The organism is Microbulbifer aestuariivivens (genome assembly GCF_039545115.1).
GTDB classification, from domain to species: Bacteria; Pseudomonadota; Gammaproteobacteria; order Pseudomonadales; family Cellvibrionaceae; genus Microbulbifer; species Microbulbifer aestuariivivens.
This window is the reverse complement of the sequence record NZ_BAABRT010000010.1, coordinates 94972-113242: the sequence shown is the minus strand read 5'-3', so window position 1 is coordinate 113242 and position 18271 is coordinate 94972. Positions and strand designations below refer to the sequence as shown.

General features: G+C 57.9%; 15 protein-coding genes. 13 read left to right on the top strand and 2 right to left on the bottom strand.

The window, feature by feature from the left end; genetic code table 11:
• Positions 1–488 precede the first annotated feature (488 nt).
• From wecB to ABEA58_RS07875, 8 genes are all read left to right on the top strand, one after another.
• Entirely contained in the window at positions 489–1622 is a 1134-nt protein-coding gene (wecB, locus tag ABEA58_RS07910) for a non-hydrolyzing UDP-N-acetylglucosamine 2-epimerase (RefSeq protein ID WP_345550375.1), read from the top strand.
• Positions 1600–3006, top strand: coding sequence for a UDP-N-acetyl-D-mannosamine dehydrogenase (gene wecC, locus ABEA58_RS07905; RefSeq protein ID WP_345550373.1), 1407 nt, complete (start codon positions 1600–1602; stop codon positions 3004–3006). Before wecB ends, wecC begins: the two co-directional genes overlap by 23 nt.
• Entirely contained in the window at positions 3003–4028 is a 1026-nt protein-coding gene (locus ABEA58_RS07900; RefSeq protein ID WP_345550371.1) for a polysaccharide deacetylase family protein, read from the top strand. The genes wecC and ABEA58_RS07900 overlap by 4 nt, the downstream gene beginning before the upstream one ends.
• Positions 4029–4104: 76 nt before the next feature.
• On the top strand, positions 4105–4449 hold the full coding sequence (locus ABEA58_RS07895) for a VanZ family protein (RefSeq protein WP_345550369.1): 345 nt from the start codon (positions 4105–4107) through the stop codon (positions 4447–4449).
• Positions 4450–4536: 87 nt separating this feature from the next.
• A complete protein-coding gene (rfbA, locus tag ABEA58_RS07890; protein ID WP_345550367.1) occupies positions 4537–5454 on the top strand; it encodes a glucose-1-phosphate thymidylyltransferase RfbA in 918 nt (305 codons plus the stop codon).
• A gap of 232 nt (positions 5455–5686) precedes the next feature.
• The gene (locus tag ABEA58_RS07885) at positions 5687–6451 is read left to right on the top strand and encodes a WecB/TagA/CpsF family glycosyltransferase (protein WP_345550365.1); all 765 of its coding nucleotides are present in this window, start codon (positions 5687–5689) and stop codon (positions 6449–6451) included.
• Between the two features lie 422 nt (positions 6452–6873).
• Positions 6874–7791, top strand: coding sequence for a dTDP-4-dehydrorhamnose reductase (rfbD, locus tag ABEA58_RS07880; RefSeq protein ID WP_345550363.1), 918 nt, complete (start codon positions 6874–6876; stop codon positions 7789–7791).
• A 208-nt stretch (positions 7792–7999) separates the two neighbouring features.
• Positions 8000–9817 carry a DEAD/DEAH box helicase gene (locus tag ABEA58_RS07875; protein ID WP_345550362.1) on the top strand — a complete coding sequence of 606 codons (1818 nt, stop codon included), beginning with the start codon at positions 8000–8002 and terminating at the stop codon, positions 9815–9817.
• Between the two features lie 126 nt (positions 9818–9943).
• On the opposite strand, the gene ABEA58_RS07870 is transcribed toward ABEA58_RS07875, so the two are convergent.
• Together ABEA58_RS07870 and pepQ are read right to left on the bottom strand one after the other, a co-directional pair.
• On the bottom strand, positions 9944–10492 hold the full coding sequence (locus ABEA58_RS07870; RefSeq protein WP_345550360.1) for a cytochrome b: 549 nt from the start codon (positions 10490–10492) through the stop codon (positions 9944–9946).
• Positions 10493–11131: 639 nt separating this feature from the next.
• The gene (gene pepQ / locus ABEA58_RS07865; RefSeq protein ID WP_345550358.1) at positions 11132–12442 is read right to left on the bottom strand and encodes a Xaa-Pro dipeptidase; all 1311 of its coding nucleotides are present in this window, start codon (positions 12440–12442) and stop codon (positions 11132–11134) included.
• A gap of 122 nt (positions 12443–12564) precedes the next feature.
• On the opposite strand from pepQ, the gene purU reads away from it, so the two are divergent.
• The 5 genes from purU to ABEA58_RS07840 all read left to right on the top strand — a co-directional run bounded on the left by purU (position 12565) and on the right by ABEA58_RS07840 (position 18218).
• A complete protein-coding gene (gene purU / locus ABEA58_RS07860; RefSeq protein ID WP_345550356.1) occupies positions 12565–13401 on the top strand; it encodes a formyltetrahydrofolate deformylase in 837 nt (278 codons plus the stop codon).
• A gap of 42 nt (positions 13402–13443) precedes the next feature.
• Positions 13444–13866: a hypothetical protein gene (locus ABEA58_RS07855; RefSeq protein WP_345550354.1), complete on the top strand. Its 423-nt coding sequence runs from the start codon at positions 13444–13446 to the stop codon at positions 13864–13866.
• Positions 13863–14321, top strand: a complete 459-nt coding sequence (locus ABEA58_RS07850; protein ID WP_345550352.1) for a DUF1294 domain-containing protein — start codon at positions 13863–13865, stop codon at positions 14319–14321. The genes ABEA58_RS07855 and ABEA58_RS07850 overlap by 4 nt, the downstream gene beginning before the upstream one ends.
• Before the next feature lie 468 nt (positions 14322–14789).
• Positions 14790–17387, top strand: a complete 2598-nt coding sequence (locus ABEA58_RS07845; RefSeq protein WP_345550350.1) for a TonB-dependent receptor plug domain-containing protein — start codon at positions 14790–14792, stop codon at positions 17385–17387.
• 234 nt (positions 17388–17621) lie between these two features.
• Positions 17622–18218: a glutathione S-transferase family protein gene (locus tag ABEA58_RS07840; protein ID WP_345550348.1), complete on the top strand. Its 597-nt coding sequence runs from the start codon at positions 17622–17624 to the stop codon at positions 18216–18218.
• Positions 18219–18271 lie beyond the last annotated feature (53 nt).

Sequence of the window (18271 nt, the reverse complement as noted above, 5' to 3'; positions counted from 1 at the left end):
CGCGCGATCATGCAGGAAGAGTAAACCGGGGCCGGCATATCCCTCAGCGGCATCAATAGCGGCATACCAGGCCACGCATAAGCACCGGTAGCCCGCCGACGGCTTGCCTCAATGCCGCCTCTTCTTCCATATTGCTTCTTGCCTTCTTGCGCCCGCTGATCGGCACCTTGTGATGTCGCCTTCTCCTGCGTCTGTTTCTGTTCCTTCCACCGGCAGCTTTCATTTGACTGCGCTTCTGCTCGGATTGGGTCGCTGCAATTCTCATCAAGGAATATCTGGACTTTATCGGCAAATTCCTCGCTATACCTGCTGGATTTTCCCGATGGCTAATTAAGGCACCCGTACCAACCTGACTTTCAGCAAAGCGCAGGCACGCTTGGCTGCTCACAGCTATACACATTCTTGTGTCGCGAGGCGGACAGGAGACAGAAAAAATCTGTCGCTGCGCATTGCCTCAACTGGGGTCAACATAAGAAAAGTGGTGGGGAATGAAGGTTCTATTAGTTTTTGGCACGCGCCCGGAGGCCATCAAGATGGCGCCACTGGTGCGTACACTACGGCAGGATGAGCGCTTTAGTGTGCGGGTTTGTGTGACTGGGCAGCACCGTGAAATGTTGGATCAGGTGCTGGCTCTGTTCGATATTAAGCCCGACTACGACCTGAACATCATGCAAGAGGGGCAGGACCTATATCAGGTCACGGCCAAAGTCTTGCTGGGTATGAGGGAGGTGCTCGACGATTTCATGCCGGACAAAGTGTTTGTCCATGGTGATACCACCACCACACTGGCGGCGTCACTGGCGGCATATTACCGCCAAATACCGGTTGCCCACGTTGAGGCTGGCTTGCGCACCGGCAATCTCTACAGCCCCTGGCCGGAAGAAGCTAACCGCAAGCTTACCGGGGTGATTGCCCAGTATCACTTCGCACCCACCGAGTTGTCCAGGGATAACCTGATTAATGAGTCTGTCTGTGAAAGCGCCATCAAGGTCACCGGCAATACAGTGGTGGATGCCTTGCTGGAGGTGGTGGCGCGGATCGATCGGTCGGAGTCATTGAGCCGCAATCTTGCCGAAGAGTTCTCTTATCTTGATAGCAACAAGAAGCTGATTCTGGTGACCGGGCATCGCCGCGAGAGTTTCGGTCAGGGGTTTGAGGATATCTGTTGCGGCATTCGCAAAATTGCAGCGCGCGATGATGTGGAAGTGGTGTACCCGGTGCATTTAAACCCGCGTGTACGGGAACCGGTTAATCGCCTTCTCGGTAATCTTGCCAACGTCCATCTCATTGAGCCGCTCACCTATCTGCCATTTGTTTATCTGATGAACCGCAGCTACCTGATCCTGACCGACTCTGGTGGCGTTCAGGAGGAGGCTCCCGCGCTGGGTAAACCCGTGGTGGTGATGCGCGAGACCACCGAGCGGTTGGAAGCGCTGGCTGCTGGCACAGTGAAGCTGGTGGGCACGGATGTGGAAAAAATCGTTAGCGTGGTGAGCTCTCTGCTGGACGATGACAACGAATATCGCGCGATGAGCCGGGCTCACAACCCCTACGGCGATGGCTATGCCAGTGAGAAGATAGTGGAGGGGATACTGGTTGATGCACACGAATATACCGTTTAAAAAAATTTCGGTGATCGGTCTCGGCTATATCGGATTGCCGACCGCTGCCGTATTCGCATCGCGGGGTGTGGAGGTGGTCGGGGTTGATATCAACCCGCAGACGGTAGAGACCATCAATGCGGGTCGCATACATATTGTGGAGCCAGGGCTCGATAGCGTGGTGAATACAGCAGTCAACGCCGGCACGCTCCGCGCGACACTGGCGCCTGAGGCAGCAGACGCTTTTCTTATCGCAGTTCCCACTCCATTTATCAGGCAGGCTGCCGATAGCACCAGGCAGCCAGACCTTAGCTATATCCAGTCAGCCGCTGAAGAAATTGCGCCGCTACTGAAAAAGGGCGACCTGGTAGTGCTGGAATCCACATCACCAGTGGGAACCACCGAAAAGCTGTCACGGTGGTTACACAAAGCTCGGCCGGATCTGAGCTTCCCCCATGACTGCGGCGATCGTTCAGATATTCGTGTGGCGCATTGTCCAGAGCGTGTGCTGCCGGGGCAGGTATTGCGGGAATTGGTGACGAACGATCGAATCGTTGGCGGACTCAGCCCTTCCTGTAGTCGGGCGGCAACTGACCTTTACAAATTGTTTGTGAAGGGCGAATGCGTTGTCACCAATGCCCGCGCCGCGGAAATGAGCAAGCTGACCGAGAATGCCTTCCGGGATGTGAATATCGCCTTCGCCAATGAACTCTCGGTGATCTGTGATCGGCTAAAGATTGACGTGTGGGAGCTGATCCGTCTCGCCAACCGGCACCCGCGCGTCAATATTCTCAACCCCGGTCCCGGTGTGGGCGGGCACTGCATCGCAGTGGACCCCTGGTTCATCGTAAGCAGTTGCCCTGAGCAGGCCCGGTTATTGAGTGTCGCTCGTGATGTGAATGACAGCAAACCGGCTTACGTGGTTGGACAAGTCCTGAAGCTTGCCGCGCAGTTCAGGGAGCCGGTCATTGCCTGTCTTGGCCTGTCATTCAAGGCGGATATTGATGATCTGAGGGAAAGCCCGGCGCTACACATTGTGCAGCAGCTGGCCGCCAAGGATGCGGGAAAAATCCTCGCGGTGGAGCCCAACATTGTAAAACTGCCCAGACCGCTCTCTGAACAGGGGGTGCAGCTTGTAGAGCTGAAAACTGCCCTGGAGAAAGCCAATGTGGTGGTGGTGCTTGTGGATCACCGGGAGTTTAGAGCTCTGGAACCCTCCCAGACTGCGGCTAAGGAGGTCATCGATACCCGTGGGGTCTTGGCCAGAATAGCAGGCGTTAATACCGCAAATATTGATGCAAATGGGTATGGAATGGATCCGGAAAATAATACTAAAGAGCTGAATAAGGAGGGTGTTAAAGAGACGGATAATAAGGCGAATAAAAAGGAGAATATGAGTTTATGAAGACCCTGCTGACGCTGGATTATGAACTCTTCTTCGGTGAGAAAACAGGCACAGCCAAGGCCTGCCTGATTGATGCCACCAACCGCCTGCTAGGTGTGCTTGCTGAGTATGATGCGCGTGCAGTGTTCTTTGTGGATGCGGCCTACCTGGTTCGCCTGCGGTATTTTGCCCAAACCTATGAGAGGGTGGCTGAGGACTACGCGGCGGTTATTCGCCAGCTTCAGGAGCTGGAGACTCTCGGTCATCAGATTCAGCTTCATATCCATCCACACTGGTTTGACACGCACTATGACGGCAACCAGTGGCAAACCGATACGCGCCGGTATCGTCTTGGGGACTGGAGCCGGAATGAAACGGGAAGGATCATCTCTGAGTGCACCCGAGAGTTAAACCGTCACTTGAAGAACAAGGTATTCGCCTTCCGCGCAGGAGGCTGGTGTGTGCAGCCATGGCAGCATATCGGTCCTTTCCTTCTGGAAAATGGCATATCCATAGACTGTACCGTATACAGCGATGGGCAGTGCCTGGATCAGCCACATCTATTCGATTTTAGCGGCTCACCAACAACCGGTAGTTGGAACTTTGAGTTGGAGCCATGTCGGGTCGTAAGGAATGGCACCTATAAGGAACTGCCGATCTCCTCAACCCGTGTATCCCCTCTGTTCTTCTGGCGGTTTGCCGTAAATCGTCTCTTTGGCGATCTCTCGGAACACCACACCTTCGGTGACGGCAGTGCGATGCCAAATAGCAAACGTGAACTGGTAAGGAAGTTGACCCGGAATTGCTCCATCCCGGTATCCATTGATGGGTTCAAGTCATCGTTGCTCCGCAGCGCCTACCTCAAGGCTCTGCGTAATGGAAAGACGCATTTTGTAGCCATGGGCCACCCCAAAGCATTGTCCGAATTTTCTTTGAAAAATATCCGCCTGTGGCTTTCTGAGGTTTATGGCCGTGGGGGAAGGCTTGAGTTGATGAAGGTGATCACCGACAACGAAGAGGTGCAGGTTTCTGAGCCGGCGTAGTGGTGCAGCTACGCTCCGGCTATCAGACTGTTGAATAGCCTGATTCTTTGCCGTTTTTAATGGAGTTGGCAGAAGTGTGAATAGGGTTGTAAGGCTGTTTTTTTGGTTGTCTCTGTTCCTGCTCTGTTATGGCGGCACGCTGAATCGATCTCTGGGACAAATTTTTCCGCACTGGGACCTGATCGTGCACGCCAGTGTATTCCTGTTTTTGTCTCTGCTTTGGGTTCTTGGGTATGGCCGGCCGGTACTTTGCGTGCTTTTGCTGTTCAGTGTCGGGGTGATGATAGAAGTGTATCAGGGCCTGGTGCTGCCGATGCGGACTGCTGATCCCCATGACATCGCGGCAAACCTGATCGGGATTCTGGCGGGAGTCATGCTTGCGAGCCTGCCTGGGATTATCCGGGGGATGCGAGCGCGATAGAAGATCCAGCTAATTAGGGTTTTAGGTTTTCCAGGTGGTTGGATTTCCTAACTGGAAAATCGTTGAGAAGGAGCAGATGAAAAGCGCATGAGAAAAGGCATTGTTTTGGCGGGAGGCTCTGGAACGCGACTGTACCCTCTGACTCAGGGGGTTAGTAAACAGCTGATGGCCGTTTATGACAAGCCAATGATCTACTATCCGCTGACCACCTTGATGCTTTCAGGCATCCGCGAAGTGCTGATCATTACAACCGAGCCTGATCGCGATCAATTCAAACGCCTGCTGGGCGATGGCTCGCAGTGGGGTATGGATTTTTCTTATGCGGTACAGGAGAAGCCTGAAGGTATCGCCCAGGCTTTTATCATCGGCAGGGATTTTATTGGCAACCACGATAGTGCGCTGGTTCTCGGTGATAACATTTTCTATGGACACAACCTGACCACAACACTGCAAAGCGCGGGAGCGCGTACCTGTGGGGCATCTGTTTTTGCCTATGAAGTGTCTGACCCTGAGTCGTACGGCGTGGTGGAATTTGATCAGCAGCGGCGTGCCGTGAGTCTGGAGGAAAAGCCACTCTGTCCGAGGTCACATTTCGCCGTGACAGGGCTTTATTTCTATGACAGCCAGGTCTGCGATATAGCTAGTGAGTTGAAGCCGAGCGCCCGCGGCGAGCTGGAAATTACCGATATCAACCGTTTTTATCTGGATCATTCACTGCTAAACGTCGAGATTCTTGGGCGCGGCAGTGCATGGCTGGATACTGGAACCCATGACCGTTTGCTGGAGGCGGCGCAGTTTGTGCAGACGATGGAGAAAAGGCAGGGGCTTAAAATAGCCTGTCCTGAAGAGGTTGCCTATCGCATGGGATATGTCGGGGAGGGTGAACTGAAAACACTGGCCGAACCCCTTGTTAAAAGTGGATATGGACGTTATCTGAAGAAAATATTATCGAGCAACCAGGTTTCCGGTGTTGGGATTGATGGCGTGACGGATTCCATCATTTAATCGAGGTCGCGGTTGGTCTTGCGGTTCTGGTGGTTGATGTTCTGTGAGTGCGACAGTCAGTGTTTGCAGATTCCGCGGTGGTTTTCGCTGCTTATTGATGGTTGTGGTGGTAGTGGATTGTTGTGGTCTTGGTGGATGATTGCGGTCTTGTAGATGGTGCATCCGGCATCTGTTGATGGCTGATCCGAATGCGATGTAAAGGTTGATGTTAGGGAGAAGAGGGGCTACTGAATTGAAGCGCATAGAACTGTTCAATTTGCCGATGGATGTTGCCTCGCTGGAGGAGACTGTCAATAGTATCTCGCAGCGGCTCGATGAAAGGCGCTTTACCCAGCACGTTGTGGTTAATGTCGCCAAGGTGGTTAATTCGGGAAAAGACAAAAGCCTGGGCCGGTCGGTGAGAGAGTGTGATCTGGTTAATATCGATGGGATGGGGGTCGTCTGGGGGGCGAGGTTCCTCGGGCACCATGTCCCGGAGCGTGTGGCGGGCATTGATCTCTTTAACGCATTGCTGGCAATGAGTGCCAGGAAACAGTTGCCGGTTTTTTTTCTTGGCGCCCGTGCCGAAGTGGTGAAAAAGGCGGTCAATGCGGCTGAGGCGGCAAATCCCGATCTTCATGTGGCCGGGTATCACCATGGTTACTTCTGGGAGGACGAGGAAGCGGTCGTTGAGAAAATCAGAGCGTCTGGCGCAAGGCTCTTGTTTGTGGCGATCACCTCCCCGCTCAAGGAAAACTTTATCAATGCCTGGCGGGAAAAGCTTGGAGTGGACTTTGTGATGGGCGTGGGTGGCACATTCGATGTATTGTCCGGAAAGGTGAAGCGCGCCCCGCAATGGATGCAGCGGGCCGGGCTGGAGTGGTTGTACCGGGTTATTCAGGAACCCCGCCGAATGTGGAAGCGCTACCTGGTCACCAATTCAGCATTTGCCTGGCTTCTGGTTCAGCAGAGATGGGATCATGTATTTGCCAGCGGGGAATTTGGTTTCGGGGACTGACACTGTTGCTGTGCTACTGATGCGGTAGTGGTATCGATGTGGTAATGGTATTGAGGCGTTTTCTCTATCTGACGATTGACTGGCGTTCACCGGTTCAACGCGGTTTGTGAATCGGCCACATGACATCTTGGGCGCCGGATTAAGCGCGAAGGAGGGCAGCCGCTTCAGCGCTATGGTCGCGGAGCAGCGTAATTTTTCTCGCCAGCGGGGCTTTGTGCTGCGCTCAAGTGCTTTCTGGCGACACCGGCATGGAAAAGCCATGCGGCGGCTATTATAAATCTTCGGATCAGTGCGGGGTGCTTTGCAGCGTCCTGCAGTTGGCGATCACCTGGCTTCAGTAAACCCCCTGCGCCAACCAAGCAGGAGGCTTCGCGGCCGACTCTGGAATAACTCAACAATCACAACAGGGAGTGTGTGACGCCGTGAAAATTCTCTTATTTGGCGCCAGTGGCCAGGTTGGCCGTGCCTGTCGGGATACCCTGCAGCAACCGGGTTGGGAGCTCACCACCGTGGGCCGCAAGCAGGCGGATTTTGTCTGCCCGGATCAGGTCACCGGCTGGGTTCAGCGCAGCCGCCCAGAGTTTGTCATCAATGCCGCCGCTTATACCGATGTGGAGGGTGCGGAGAAGGAGCCGCAGCTGGCATCGATGGTCAATGGCGAGTGTGTCGGCTCCCTGGCGGCAGCTTGCGCCTCGTTCAATATCCCCCTTATTCACCTGTCCACGGATTTCGTCTTCAATGGTCAGGCGTCCCGGGCTTATCGCGAGGATGACCCGGTCGCCCCCATCAACACCTATGGCGCCAGCAAGCTCAAGGGCGAGCGGCTGTTGCGCGCAGTACATCCCCAGCATATCTGCCTGCGCACCAGTTGGGTCTTCAGTATCTACCCGGGCAATTTCGTCAGCACCATGCTGCGGCTGGCGGCACAGCGCACCACGGTGAGTGTGGTGGGGGATCAGGTGGGCTGTCCCACCTATGCGGGGGATATCGCCGATGTCATCGCACAGTTGGTCCTGCGTTATCAGCAGCATGAGGACCTGCCCTGGGGCCTCTATCACTGCAGTTCACCGGAGCCCTGCAGCCGCTACGAATTTACCCGGCATATCTTTGCCGAAGCCGAGGCGGAGGGACTTTTGGACCCGGCCCCCTGGGTGAAGAAAATCAGCAGTTACCAGTACCCGACACTGGCCGCGCGACCGGCCTACGGGGCGCTCGACAGCAGCAAGCTGGCGCAGCTCTTAGGGCAGCCCTTGCCGCACTGGAACCGGGGTATCCGCCAGATCTGCCAGACACTGGCCAGCAAGACCGTTCCTGCAGCGATCCCCCCGGTGCTGAATTAAACATCGCGGTGGTAAGCCCCCGCGCTCAACCGGCGGGTGCTGGCGAACAGGCGGTCACCAGTGGGGAGAGGCAAAACCGGCGGTGGTTAAAAAATAAGCTGATAGTGCAGGGCGAACCTGTTAGACTGCGCAGCCTTTTGACCTCCCGCCGCACCAGGCCCCAGCCGATCATCTGTGGACCCCTTTGCAGCCTCAAGTGAAATCCGAAATGACCGATACCCCCGAGCCCGTTGGTTTTGACCAGCTCAACCTGCCCGCTAACATTCTCAGTGCCGTCCAGAAACTGGGCTATGAAACTCCCTCGCCGATTCAGGCCCAGACCATTCCCTCCCTGTTGGATGGACGCGACGTGCTGGGCCAGGCCCAGACCGGCACCGGCAAGACCGCCGCTTTCGCCCTGCCGCTGCTGGCGCAGCTGGATGTGACCAGCAAGCGCCCGCAGGCGCTGGTGCTGGCACCCACCCGTGAGCTGGCGATCCAGGTTGCGGAAGCCTGCCAGTCCTACGCCCAGAACCTGAAAGGTTTTCATGTGGCGCCGATCTACGGCGGCGCCGACTACCGCGGCCAGATCAAGCAGCTGCAACGCGGTGTGCAACTGGTGGTGGGCACTCCCGGGCGGGTCATGGACCATATGCGCCGGGGCAGTCTGGATCTTTCCAGTCTCAAGACGCTGGTGCTGGATGAAGCCGACGAAATGCTGCGCATGGGCTTTATTGACGATGTGCAGTGGGTATTGGAGCAGTTGCCCGAGAAACGCCAGATCGCGCTTTTCTCCGCCACCATGCCCAAGGAAATCGCCCGCATCGCCCGCGAACATCTGCACGACCCGGTCGAGGTGAAGATCAAGGTCAAAACGGAAACCGCGGAGACCATCCGTCAGCGCTACTGGCCGGTGGGCGGCCTGCACAAGCTGGATGCCCTCACCCGTATTCTGGAAGCGGAGCCGGTGGATGCCACCATCATTTTTGTGCGCACCAAGAACAGCACCGTTGAGCTGGCGGACAAACTTGCCGCGCGCGGCTTTGCCAGCGCCGCACTGAATGGCGATATGGCGCAGAACCTGCGCGAAGGCGTGATCGACAAGCTTAAAAATGGCAAGCTGGATATCGTTGTGGCCACCGATGTGGCGGCACGGGGTCTGGATGTGAAGCGCATCAGCCACGTGATCAATTACGACATTCCCTACGATACCGAGGCTTATATCCACCGAATCGGCCGCACCGGCCGCGCCGGTCGCGAGGGCGATGCGATTCTGTTTGTCGCACCCCGCGAGCGACGCATGTTGCGCGTTATCGAAAAGGCCACCAAGAAGCCGATTGAGCAGCTGGAGCTGCCCAGTGCCAAGGCGGTCAATTCCGCGCGCATGCAGCGCTTCCGCGAACGTATCACAGGCACTCTGGAAGGCGCCGTCGATCTGGCGCCCTACCGCCAGCTGGTGGAAGAGTACCTGTCCATGAACGAGACGGACCCCCTGCAGGTGGCCGCGGCCCTGGCCGCCATGGCCCAGGGAGACCAGCCTCTGTTCGTTAAAGAGCAGGAGCCGCGGCAGCAGAAGCGTCGCGACCGCGACGAGGATTTCGAACCGCGCGCGCGCAAACAGGGCGGCTACGAAAAAGACAAGCGCATGCCCGCGCCCGACGAGGGCATGGAGCGTTTCCGTATCGAAATCGGTCGCGAACACGGCGTTCGCCCGGGTAATATCGTTGGCGCCATCGCCAATGAGGTGGAACTGGAAAGCTCCTATATCGGCCGTATCGAGATCTACCCGGAATTCACCACGGTGGATCTGCCGGAGGGGATGCCCAAGGAGATTTTCCAGCACCTGCAGAATGTGCGTGTCTCCGGCAGGCCCATGAAAATTTCCAAGTTTGAGGAAGGCAAGGGTGGCCCGCCAGCCAAGGGCGGCAAGCGCAAGCCTGCCGGCTCCGGCAAACCGGGGGCGGGCAAGCCAAGACCGGGTAAGCCTGCTTCAGGAAAGCCCAGCCCGGGCAAGCCCAAGCACCGCAAGGTCAAACGCGACGAGTAAACAAAAAAGCGGGTGAGAGATCACCCGCTTTTTTATTGCGCCCAGATCGAGTCTGGGATTTCTGTGTGGATATTGACCCGGAAGTTTACTGCCGTTTTGTTAATTTCTGCTGAGCTTTCTATCCGCCTAGCTTTTGTCTTTTGAGGGGAGCATGCGGGTGAGGGTCGCATCTTTCTCCACAAAGTGATGCCACAATGAGGCCGCAATGTGCAGGCCTATCAGTACCCACATGATATTCCACACCAGATCCCGGTGTAGATACCCCACCTGTTTGGCGAGCTCGGTATTCTTTTCCACAAAGCTGGGAATTTCGAACAGCCAGAAAATGTTGGTGCTGGCGCCGCCGAACTGCTTCATGGCCAGGCCCAGAATCGGCATGCCCAGCAGCAGGACATAGAGGCTGGCGTGGGTAATATGGCCCAGGGCGCGCTCCCAGGGTTTACCGATCATCTCCGGACGTGGGTGAGTGCTGCGCCAGTAGAGCCGCACTGCGGTCAGCAGCAGGACCAGGAAGCCGATGGAAAAGTGCAGAACCTTCCAGCCCTCGCGGATTGGGTCGCCCTTTTCCCAGAACTCGCGCAGCTCCACCGAACCCCAGGCGAACAGCACCAGAATGGCGATCAGCCAATGCAGTCCTTTGCCCACCGGGCTCCACTGTGTCTTCGATGCAGGCATTGCGCACTCCTTATTAACGGTAAATGAAAATGCTTCTGATTCTGCCGCTCACAAGATGCTGTTGGCAGCGGCTGTGCGGACGCAGTGAGGAAATCCGCAGCCGGCATTCTGCGTGGTTTCGAAAAGCACGTCCACCGGAGGCCGGTCGCGTATCTTTTCATTTATCGCCGTTTAGAGTCTAGCCCACCGCTCTGGCCTCTCGGGCTGCGGGGTATGAGAAAGCCGCGCAGAGGGTGTTTGTGCGCGCCTTGTGCACGGCTGGCGGGATTATTGTGTGGTCAGTTTCCGGCGCGCGAATAATCACCGGCAATATCGCGGCGAATGGTGTTTGTGATGATGCTGACGATTGCATGACCGCTGTCGGGTGGTCGCTGTTGTGAAATGGTTGTTTGAAGGCGGCTTTTTTCAAGGTCGCTGTTTTGGGGCCGGGGTTTTCTGCTGTGAGAAAGTGATGATCCCGCTGCTCTATCAAGCTGCGGGATCAAGTGACCAAATGATCAAATGATCAAGGGATCGGAGCGGGGGCAAGCCTGCGGGAAGCGGGCTAATGGTGGCGACTATTTATCCTCTTATCCTCAGCACATTCCTTATTCAATTACCGTATTGACTGGATTCATTTGCCGTATTGACTGGTCGTATTTATTGCTCGTAAGCATCGCGGGTGATGTTTTCAATCCGGTCGCTGTGCACGATCACATTGTCTTCGATACGCACACCGCCGTAAGGGCGCAGTGCTTCAACCTTGTCCCAGTGCACTTCGCTGGCCAGTGCGCTGTCTTTCAGTTCGGAAAGCAGGCTGTCGATAAAGTACAGGCCGGGTTCGATGGTGAAAACCTGATTCGCTTCAATGGTGCGCGAGGTGCGCAGGAACGGGTATTCCTGCGGCGGCGGTGTGATGCCGCCCTCCGCTGCGCTCTGGTGGCCGCCCACATCGTGCACCTGCAGGCCGAGAAAGTGGCCGAGGCCGTGGGGCATAAAGGTGCGTGTCAGGCCGCTTGCCACCGCGCTCTCGGCGGAAGTTTTGATGACGCCAAGCTGCTGCAAAAGCTGCCCCACTTTGTGGTGGCACTCCCGGTGCAGGTCCGGGTAGGCAACCCCGGGTTTCAGCCCTGCCACCAGCTCCTGTTCCTTCTCGTCCATGGCCGCCACCAACTCGGCGAACTCCCCATCCCGGTAGGCATAGGTTCGGGTGATGTCCGCGCAGTAGCCGTGGCAGTCGGCCCCGGCGTCGATCAGAAAGCTGCGCAGCTCCGTCTCGGGCAGGCGCGCGGTATTGAGGTGGGTGTAATGCAGAATCGCCGCGTGCTCATTCAGGCCGACAATGTTGCCGTAGGGCATCTGGCTTTCGCCCTGGCCCGCGGCCTTGAGATAGGCGAGGTTGATTTCGAATTCACTGGCGCCTTCGCGGAAGGCGGCCTCGGCGGCGCGGTGGGCGCGCACCGCGAGTTGGTTGGCCTGGCGCAGGCAGGCCATTTCATAGGGGGTTTTGTAGGCGCGCGCCCAGTGCAGCCGCGCCAGCAGCGGCTCCGGGTTGTGGTCGCCAAGGGGCCAGCCCTGCAGCCCTTCCGGCTCACCGATAAAGGCCGCCCGCTCGGCAGTGAGGAACTGCTGCGCGTCTGCGGGTTTGCTCAGCAGTTCGATCTCGTATTCGTCGCTCCAGAAAGTCTGCGGGGCGGGCGGCACGTAGTGCCAGAAATCCACCGGCCGATAGAACAGCAGTTTGGGTTTTTTGCCGCGAGTGTAGATAACCCAGCTGTGTGGGTTATCGGTGACGGGAACCAGCGCCTTGAACTGCGGGTTGACCCGGAAGGGGTAGTAGTTGTCGTCGAGAAACTGGACTTTCGACTTGCCGCTGAACACGTTCAGAGTCTCGTAACCACACTGCTCGAGAATCTCGTCATAGCGGTTTCTGAGTGTGGCGAGATGTTCGGAATAGAGCTTTTTGTCCATGGTGTACCTGTTGGTTCCCCCTGTTTTTTGTCCAGCCGGTCAAGGCGAAGTGATCAGAGCATTGCGGCTAGTGTATAGTCTCGGTTTCCTCCACTCACAGTCATTTGGCCTGAATTTTTGCCATGGAAAAGAAGATACTGCTGACGGATTGCCCCGACGCCAAGGGGCTGATCGCCAAAATTACCAACCTCTGTTATAAGCACCAGCTGAATATCATCAAGAACGATGAGTTCGTGGACCGCGAGCAGGGCCGCTTTTTCATGCGCACGGCGCTGGAAGGGAATTTCAATGATGAGACGCTGCTGGAAGATCTGGATATGGCGCTGCCTGCCGGTGCCGAGCGGCGCCTGGTCTCCAGCGGCCGCAAGCGTCTGGTGCTGCTGGTAACCCGCGAGCCCCACTGCCTGGGGGATATCCTGATGAAGTGTTTCTCGGGCGCGATGGATGTGGAGATCGCCGCGGTTATCGGCAATCACGCGGATCTGGGGCGGCTGGTGCAGAAGTTTGATATTCCCTTCCATCACCTGCCCGCCGAGGGCCTCGAGCGCGAGCAGCACGAGGAACAGGTGATGGCCCTGGTGGACAGCCTGGCTCCCGATTACCTGGTGCTGGCCAAGTATATGCGGGTGCTGACACCGGGTTTTGTGTCGCGCTACCGTGGGCGCATCATCAATATCCACCACTCCTTCCTGCCGGCGTTTATCGGCGCCCGCCCTTACCAGCAGGCTTATGAGCGTGGGGTCAAGATTATCGGAGCCACGGCGCATTACGTCACCGACGATCTGGATGAGGGGCCAATCATCGAGCAGGACGTGATCCACGTGGACCACGGTTATTCCGCCGATGACATGGCCGCAGCGGGCCGGGATGTGGAAAAGTCGGTGCTGAGCCGCGCCTTGCAGCTGGTGTTGCAGGAGCGGGTCTTTATTCACGGCAACAAGACCGTGGTGTTCAAATAGCGTCTTCTGGCGTGGTGGGAGTCAACAGTCCTGGAGACAGCAGTGAAAAAAATAGGGATAAAAACAACCTGCCATGATGGCCATGCTGCCGCGAAGCTGGCCGCTATTGTGTGCGTGTCGCTGCTGCTGGCCGCCTGTGGCAGCCAGGCGCCACTGCCCATCCCCGGTCTGATCGAGACCTTTCATACCGAGGTGGCGGCCAACGGGGCCAAGCGTTTTACCTACAGCCTGGAGACGCGCCGCGCGGATGTGCCGCGGCCGGTCACCCGCGGGGATAGCAGCCGCGAGGGTGTGCAGCGCCCCCGCGGTGCGAAGGTGGATGAGCTGGCTTTCAACCGCTCCCTGAACCGCAAGTTGACCGAGACCGGGTTCTGCCGCGATGGCTACTTCGAGCTGGAGCGCATCCTGTTCGCCGGTGGCGGCGAGGTGCGCGGCGAGTGCCGGGACGGCGCCAGCCGGCCGTGACGACACGCACGCCCAGCCGGCCACAGCGGCAACGGCGTTTCGCACTGGCGCTGGTGGTTGGTTTTTTTGCCGGTCTGACCGCTGCCCAGGCCGCAGGCCTGCTGCCCTGGTCCATCGTCTGTTATTACCTTGCCTTAAGCCTTGTGGCCTGGCTGTTTTATGCCGCGGACAAGAGGGCGGCCGTGGTCGGGCTGCGGCGGACCCCGGAGCGCACTCTCCACTGGCTTTCCCTCCTCGGTGGCTGGCCCGGCGCTTTGCTGGCCCAGAGTTACCTGCGGCACAAATCCAGCAAGACCGCCTTTCGGCTCGCCTACTGGCTGAGCGTGTGCTTGAACCTCGGGGCGCTGGGATATGCAGTGGCGGCCGGGGGGATTGAGAGGCTCTATCCGCTGGACGATTGGCTGCTTGGCATGTCGCATGGGATTGCCTCCGGGGTATCTGCCGCGCTCCGCTAGCGCTGCCTCTGGTGGCCCGTCTTTTTCCTCCCGTTTTTGTCTCTCGGCGTCGATCACCCTGCTGCCGCGTCTGGAGCGATCAATCCAGATCGACAAAGTCCCCTTCTCAAGCTGGCCAGTATCCCCTGCGAGCGGGCATTTCAGCCGGCGGGCGGGGACCGCAGAGCCGCTGCGGCCATTGGCGCGGATATGATCTTTTGTTCAATTGGGCCTAAATGGGCAAATAGTGTTTCGCCTGGCGCACTATTCCACGTCGCTTTTAACAATCCAAACGCCGATTTTCTAATTTTTTTGTGATTTTTATCCGCCAATTGATCCATTTTGGCGATTTCAATAGGCTGTTTATCACAACCTCAGTCAGTTTGGGGTACTGCTCCCGACCGGGAAATCGGCCGTCTAATCAGAGCCGAAGCGGTTAGGCAGCGGTGGCTGGCACAAGGGAATTTAGAAAAAAGAGGACGAGAGATCATGAAAGCCTTCTCATGCAAACCACTGTCACTGGCAGTCGCCGCGGTGCTGGCTCTGCCGGCTGCGGCGTGGGCGCAGGAATCCAGTGAAACCCCCGCCGCGGATGACCGCCGGATGGAGGAAGTGATTACCACCGGTACCCGCGTGGAGGGGGTGTCGCCGACCGAGACCCTGTCTCCGGTGGATGTGCTGGGTGGCGAAAGCCTGTCCGGTCAGGCCAGCTTTGATCTGACCGAATCCCTGGCCAAGATCGCGCCGTCGTTCAACACCCAGCGTTTCCCGATTGCCGACGGCACCGCGTTTATCCGCCCGGTCACCCTGCGCAACCTGTCCCCCGACCACACTCTGGTGCTGGTCAATGGCAGCCGCCGTCACCGCTCGGCGCTGGTGAACCTGCAGCTGGCCCCGCTGGGTACCGTGAATCAGGGCGCCCAGGCGGTGGACTTTGCCGCGCTGCCGTCGGCGGCCATTGAGCGTGTGGAAGTGCTGCGCGATGGCGCCTCCGCCCAGTACGGCTCCGATGCCATTGCCGGGGTGGTGAACGTGATCCTCAAGGACGACGCGGAAGGCGTCAGTGTCTCAGCCCAGAGCGGCGAATATTTCGAGGGCGATGGCGCCCGCACCAGCCTGGCGGCCAACGCCGGCTTTGCCCTCGGCGAGCGCGGCTTTGTGAATGCCACCATCGAGCACTCCACCGCGGAGAAGACCTGGCGCGGCGCCGCCCGTCCGGATGCGGAGATCGTTGGCAGTGTCGTGGGCGAGGAAAATGTGCCGCTGGATGGCCTGGGGCAGCGCTGGGGTGACCCGGATATCGAGGCGCTGAAGCTGTTTGTGAACAGCGGCTACGAGCTGGAAAACGGGGTCGAGCTGTACGGCAACCTGGGCTATTCGGAAAACGAAACCCTGTCGGATTTCTTCTACCGCGGCCCGGTGCTGGACCCGCAGCATGCGTTCACCGCCCGTGACACACTGCAGGTCGACAAGAATGAAGACTTCCTGCCCGACGAGGCGCCGCAGTCCCTGATCGACTCGATTCTCGGCCAGGGCCTGAATCCGGCGGATTACCTGGTGGCCGATGCCGGCAGCGCCAGTGGCTATGTACTGCGCAACCCCATCTATTCCCAGTTCCCGGGCGGTTACAACCCGCAGTTCGGCGCGGATATCTCGGATTTCTCCGCCGTCTTCGGTGCCCGCGGCGAACTGGCGTCCGGCCTGAGCTGGGATCTGCGCGCCCGTTCGGCGGAAAACGAAGTGTCCTATGTGTTGAAGGATTCCATCAATCCGAGCCTCGGTGCCCTGTCACCCACCGAATTCACCCCCGGCACCCTGACCCAGCAGGAGACCAGCGTGAATGCGGATTTCGTGCAGTCCGTCGAGCTGGCGGGCCTGGCGTCACCGCTCAACGTCGCCTTTGGCGCCGAGTGGCGGGATGAGACCTATAAAATCGGTGCCGGCGATGAGGCCTCCATCGCCGTTGGCCCCACCGCCGCGTTCTTTGGTGTGGGCTCCGACGGCTTCCAGGGCTTCCCCACCGAAGCGGCGGGCAGCTTCAGCAGCGAGAGCGTGGCCGCGTATGTGGATCTGGAAGCCGATGTGACCGACCAGCTGACTGTCGGCGCGGCCCTGCGCTTCGAGGACTACGACGCTTTCGGTTCCACGGCGACCTGGAAACTGTCCGGCCGTTATGATTTCAATGAGCGCTTCGCCCTGCGCGCCACTGCCAATACCGGCTTCCGCGCCCCGACCCCCGGTCAGGTGAATACCCTCAATGTGACCACCACTGCCGATTCCAGCGGCAACCTGATCCCCAATGGCACCTATCCGGTGGACAACCCGGTGGCCCTTGCCCTGGGCGCGAAACCGCTGTCCCCGGAGGAGTCCACCAGCTTCACCCTGGGCGCGGTGATCAACCCGCTGGATAACACCAGTGTGACCCTGGACTATTACCGTATCGAAATTGAGGACCGCCTGGCCCTGCGCAACAACACCGTTGGTGCCGCGGAAGTGGCCCTGCTGGAAGATGCCGGTGTGGCGAACGCCGCTTTGCTTGCAGGCAGTAATGCCAACTACTTCGTCAATGCCTACGACTCCGTCGTGAGTGGTATCGACCTCGCGGTGACCAGCGACTTCGAAGTGGCCGGCAACCTGCTGGTGGTGGACCTGCGCCACAATCACAACCAGCAGGAAGTGCGCAACGTGGCCGCCAACACCATTAACGACTCGCGGGTTTTCGACCTGGAGAACCAGGTGCCCAGCGATCGCACCACGCTGACTTTCAGCTACGCCACCGGCAGCCTGTTTGACAGCTACCTGCGTTTCAACCGCTACAGCGGCTGGGAGTCCACTTTCGGCCTGTTCGGCCCGGGGGATGCCTCCGATGCCGCCAGCTACGGCAGTGAAATCCTGGTGGACCTGGAGGCGACGTTCACCCTGGCGGATAATTACAAGGTGTCCGTGGGTGGCGAAAACATCTTCGATACCCGCCCGGACGATGAAGCTGATCCCACCCTGCAGTTTTTGGGCGTGCGTCAGTCCCTCACTTCGCCATTTGGCTTTAACGGAGGCTTCTGGTATCTGCGCGCCAGCGCGGAATTCTGATTACAGCAGATATTTTTCCTCGGCAAACCGGCACCCACTAAAGCTTTTGATTTAATGTGGTGCCGGTGCCAGGCAGGAAAGAAGCAACGAAAGGGACAGCGGCCGGGGCCGCTGTCCCTTTTTTTCCGGTCGGAGTGGCTGAACTTCGCCACGGTGGGGACTGGTCAGGACAGGGTTAGTGAATACAGCCGGGTGAGGGTTGTGCGCTTCAGGTGTGATAAAAAAGGAATAGATATGCTGGTGTACGGCGATATTCAGTCCGGTAACTGTTTCAAGGTGAAGCTGCTGCTCTCTCTGTTGGGGATTGAGCATGAATGGCGGCACATCAATGTGGTAGAAAAGGAAAGCCAAACCGAAGCGTTCCTGGCTTTAAATCCCAATGGGAAAATACCCACGGTGGTGTTCGAGGATAAGCGGGTGCTGTGCGAGTCGAACGCCATCCTCGGTTACTTGGCGGAAGGTAGCCAGTATTTGCCCGCTGACAGGTTTGAGCGGGCCAAGGTGTATGAGTGGCTCTTCTTCGAGCAGTATTCCCATGAGCCTTATATCGCCGTAGCAAGGTTCATTCAGAAATACCTTGGCATGCCGGAAGATCGAAAGGATGAATATGTTGCATTGCAAGCGGGGGGCAATAAGGCGTTATCCATCATGGAGAAGCAGTTAGCCAAATCCACCTATCTGGTCGGTGAGCAGTTCACGATTGCCGATATTGCTTTGTATGCCTATACCCATGTGGCCCATGAGGGCGGTTTTGAGCTGGATGGCTGCCCCAATATTCAGCGCTGGATTGCCGCGATTGAGGGTTTGCAGGGTTATGTTGCCATGGCGTAACTCGTATCTGCGCGACGCTTTCAACAGATAAAAAAATGGCGAGCTTCTGCTCG

Coding starts and splice junctions, on each gene's coding strand:
- ABEA58_RS07845 (WP_345550350.1), top strand. CDS start 14,790: ATGAAAGCCTTCTCATGCAAACCACTGTCACTGGCAGTCGCCGCGGTG.
- ABEA58_RS07870 (WP_345550360.1), bottom strand. CDS start 10,492: ATGCCTGCATCGAAGACACAGTGGAGCCCGGTGGGCAAAGGACTGCAT.
- wecB (WP_345550375.1), top strand. CDS start 489: ATGAAGGTTCTATTAGTTTTTGGCACGCGCCCGGAGGCCATCAAGATG.
- rfbA (WP_345550367.1), top strand. CDS start 4,537: ATGAGAAAAGGCATTGTTTTGGCGGGAGGCTCTGGAACGCGACTGTAC.
- ABEA58_RS07840 (WP_345550348.1), top strand. CDS start 17,622: ATGCTGGTGTACGGCGATATTCAGTCCGGTAACTGTTTCAAGGTGAAG.
- ABEA58_RS07875 (WP_345550362.1), top strand. CDS start 8,000: ATGACCGATACCCCCGAGCCCGTTGGTTTTGACCAGCTCAACCTGCCC.
- wecC (WP_345550373.1), top strand. CDS start 1,600: ATGCACACGAATATACCGTTTAAAAAAATTTCGGTGATCGGTCTCGGC.
- purU (WP_345550356.1), top strand. CDS start 12,565: ATGGAAAAGAAGATACTGCTGACGGATTGCCCCGACGCCAAGGGGCTG.
- pepQ (WP_345550358.1), bottom strand. CDS start 12,442: ATGGACAAAAAGCTCTATTCCGAACATCTCGCCACACTCAGAAACCGC.
- ABEA58_RS07900 (WP_345550371.1), top strand. CDS start 3,003: ATGAAGACCCTGCTGACGCTGGATTATGAACTCTTCTTCGGTGAGAAA.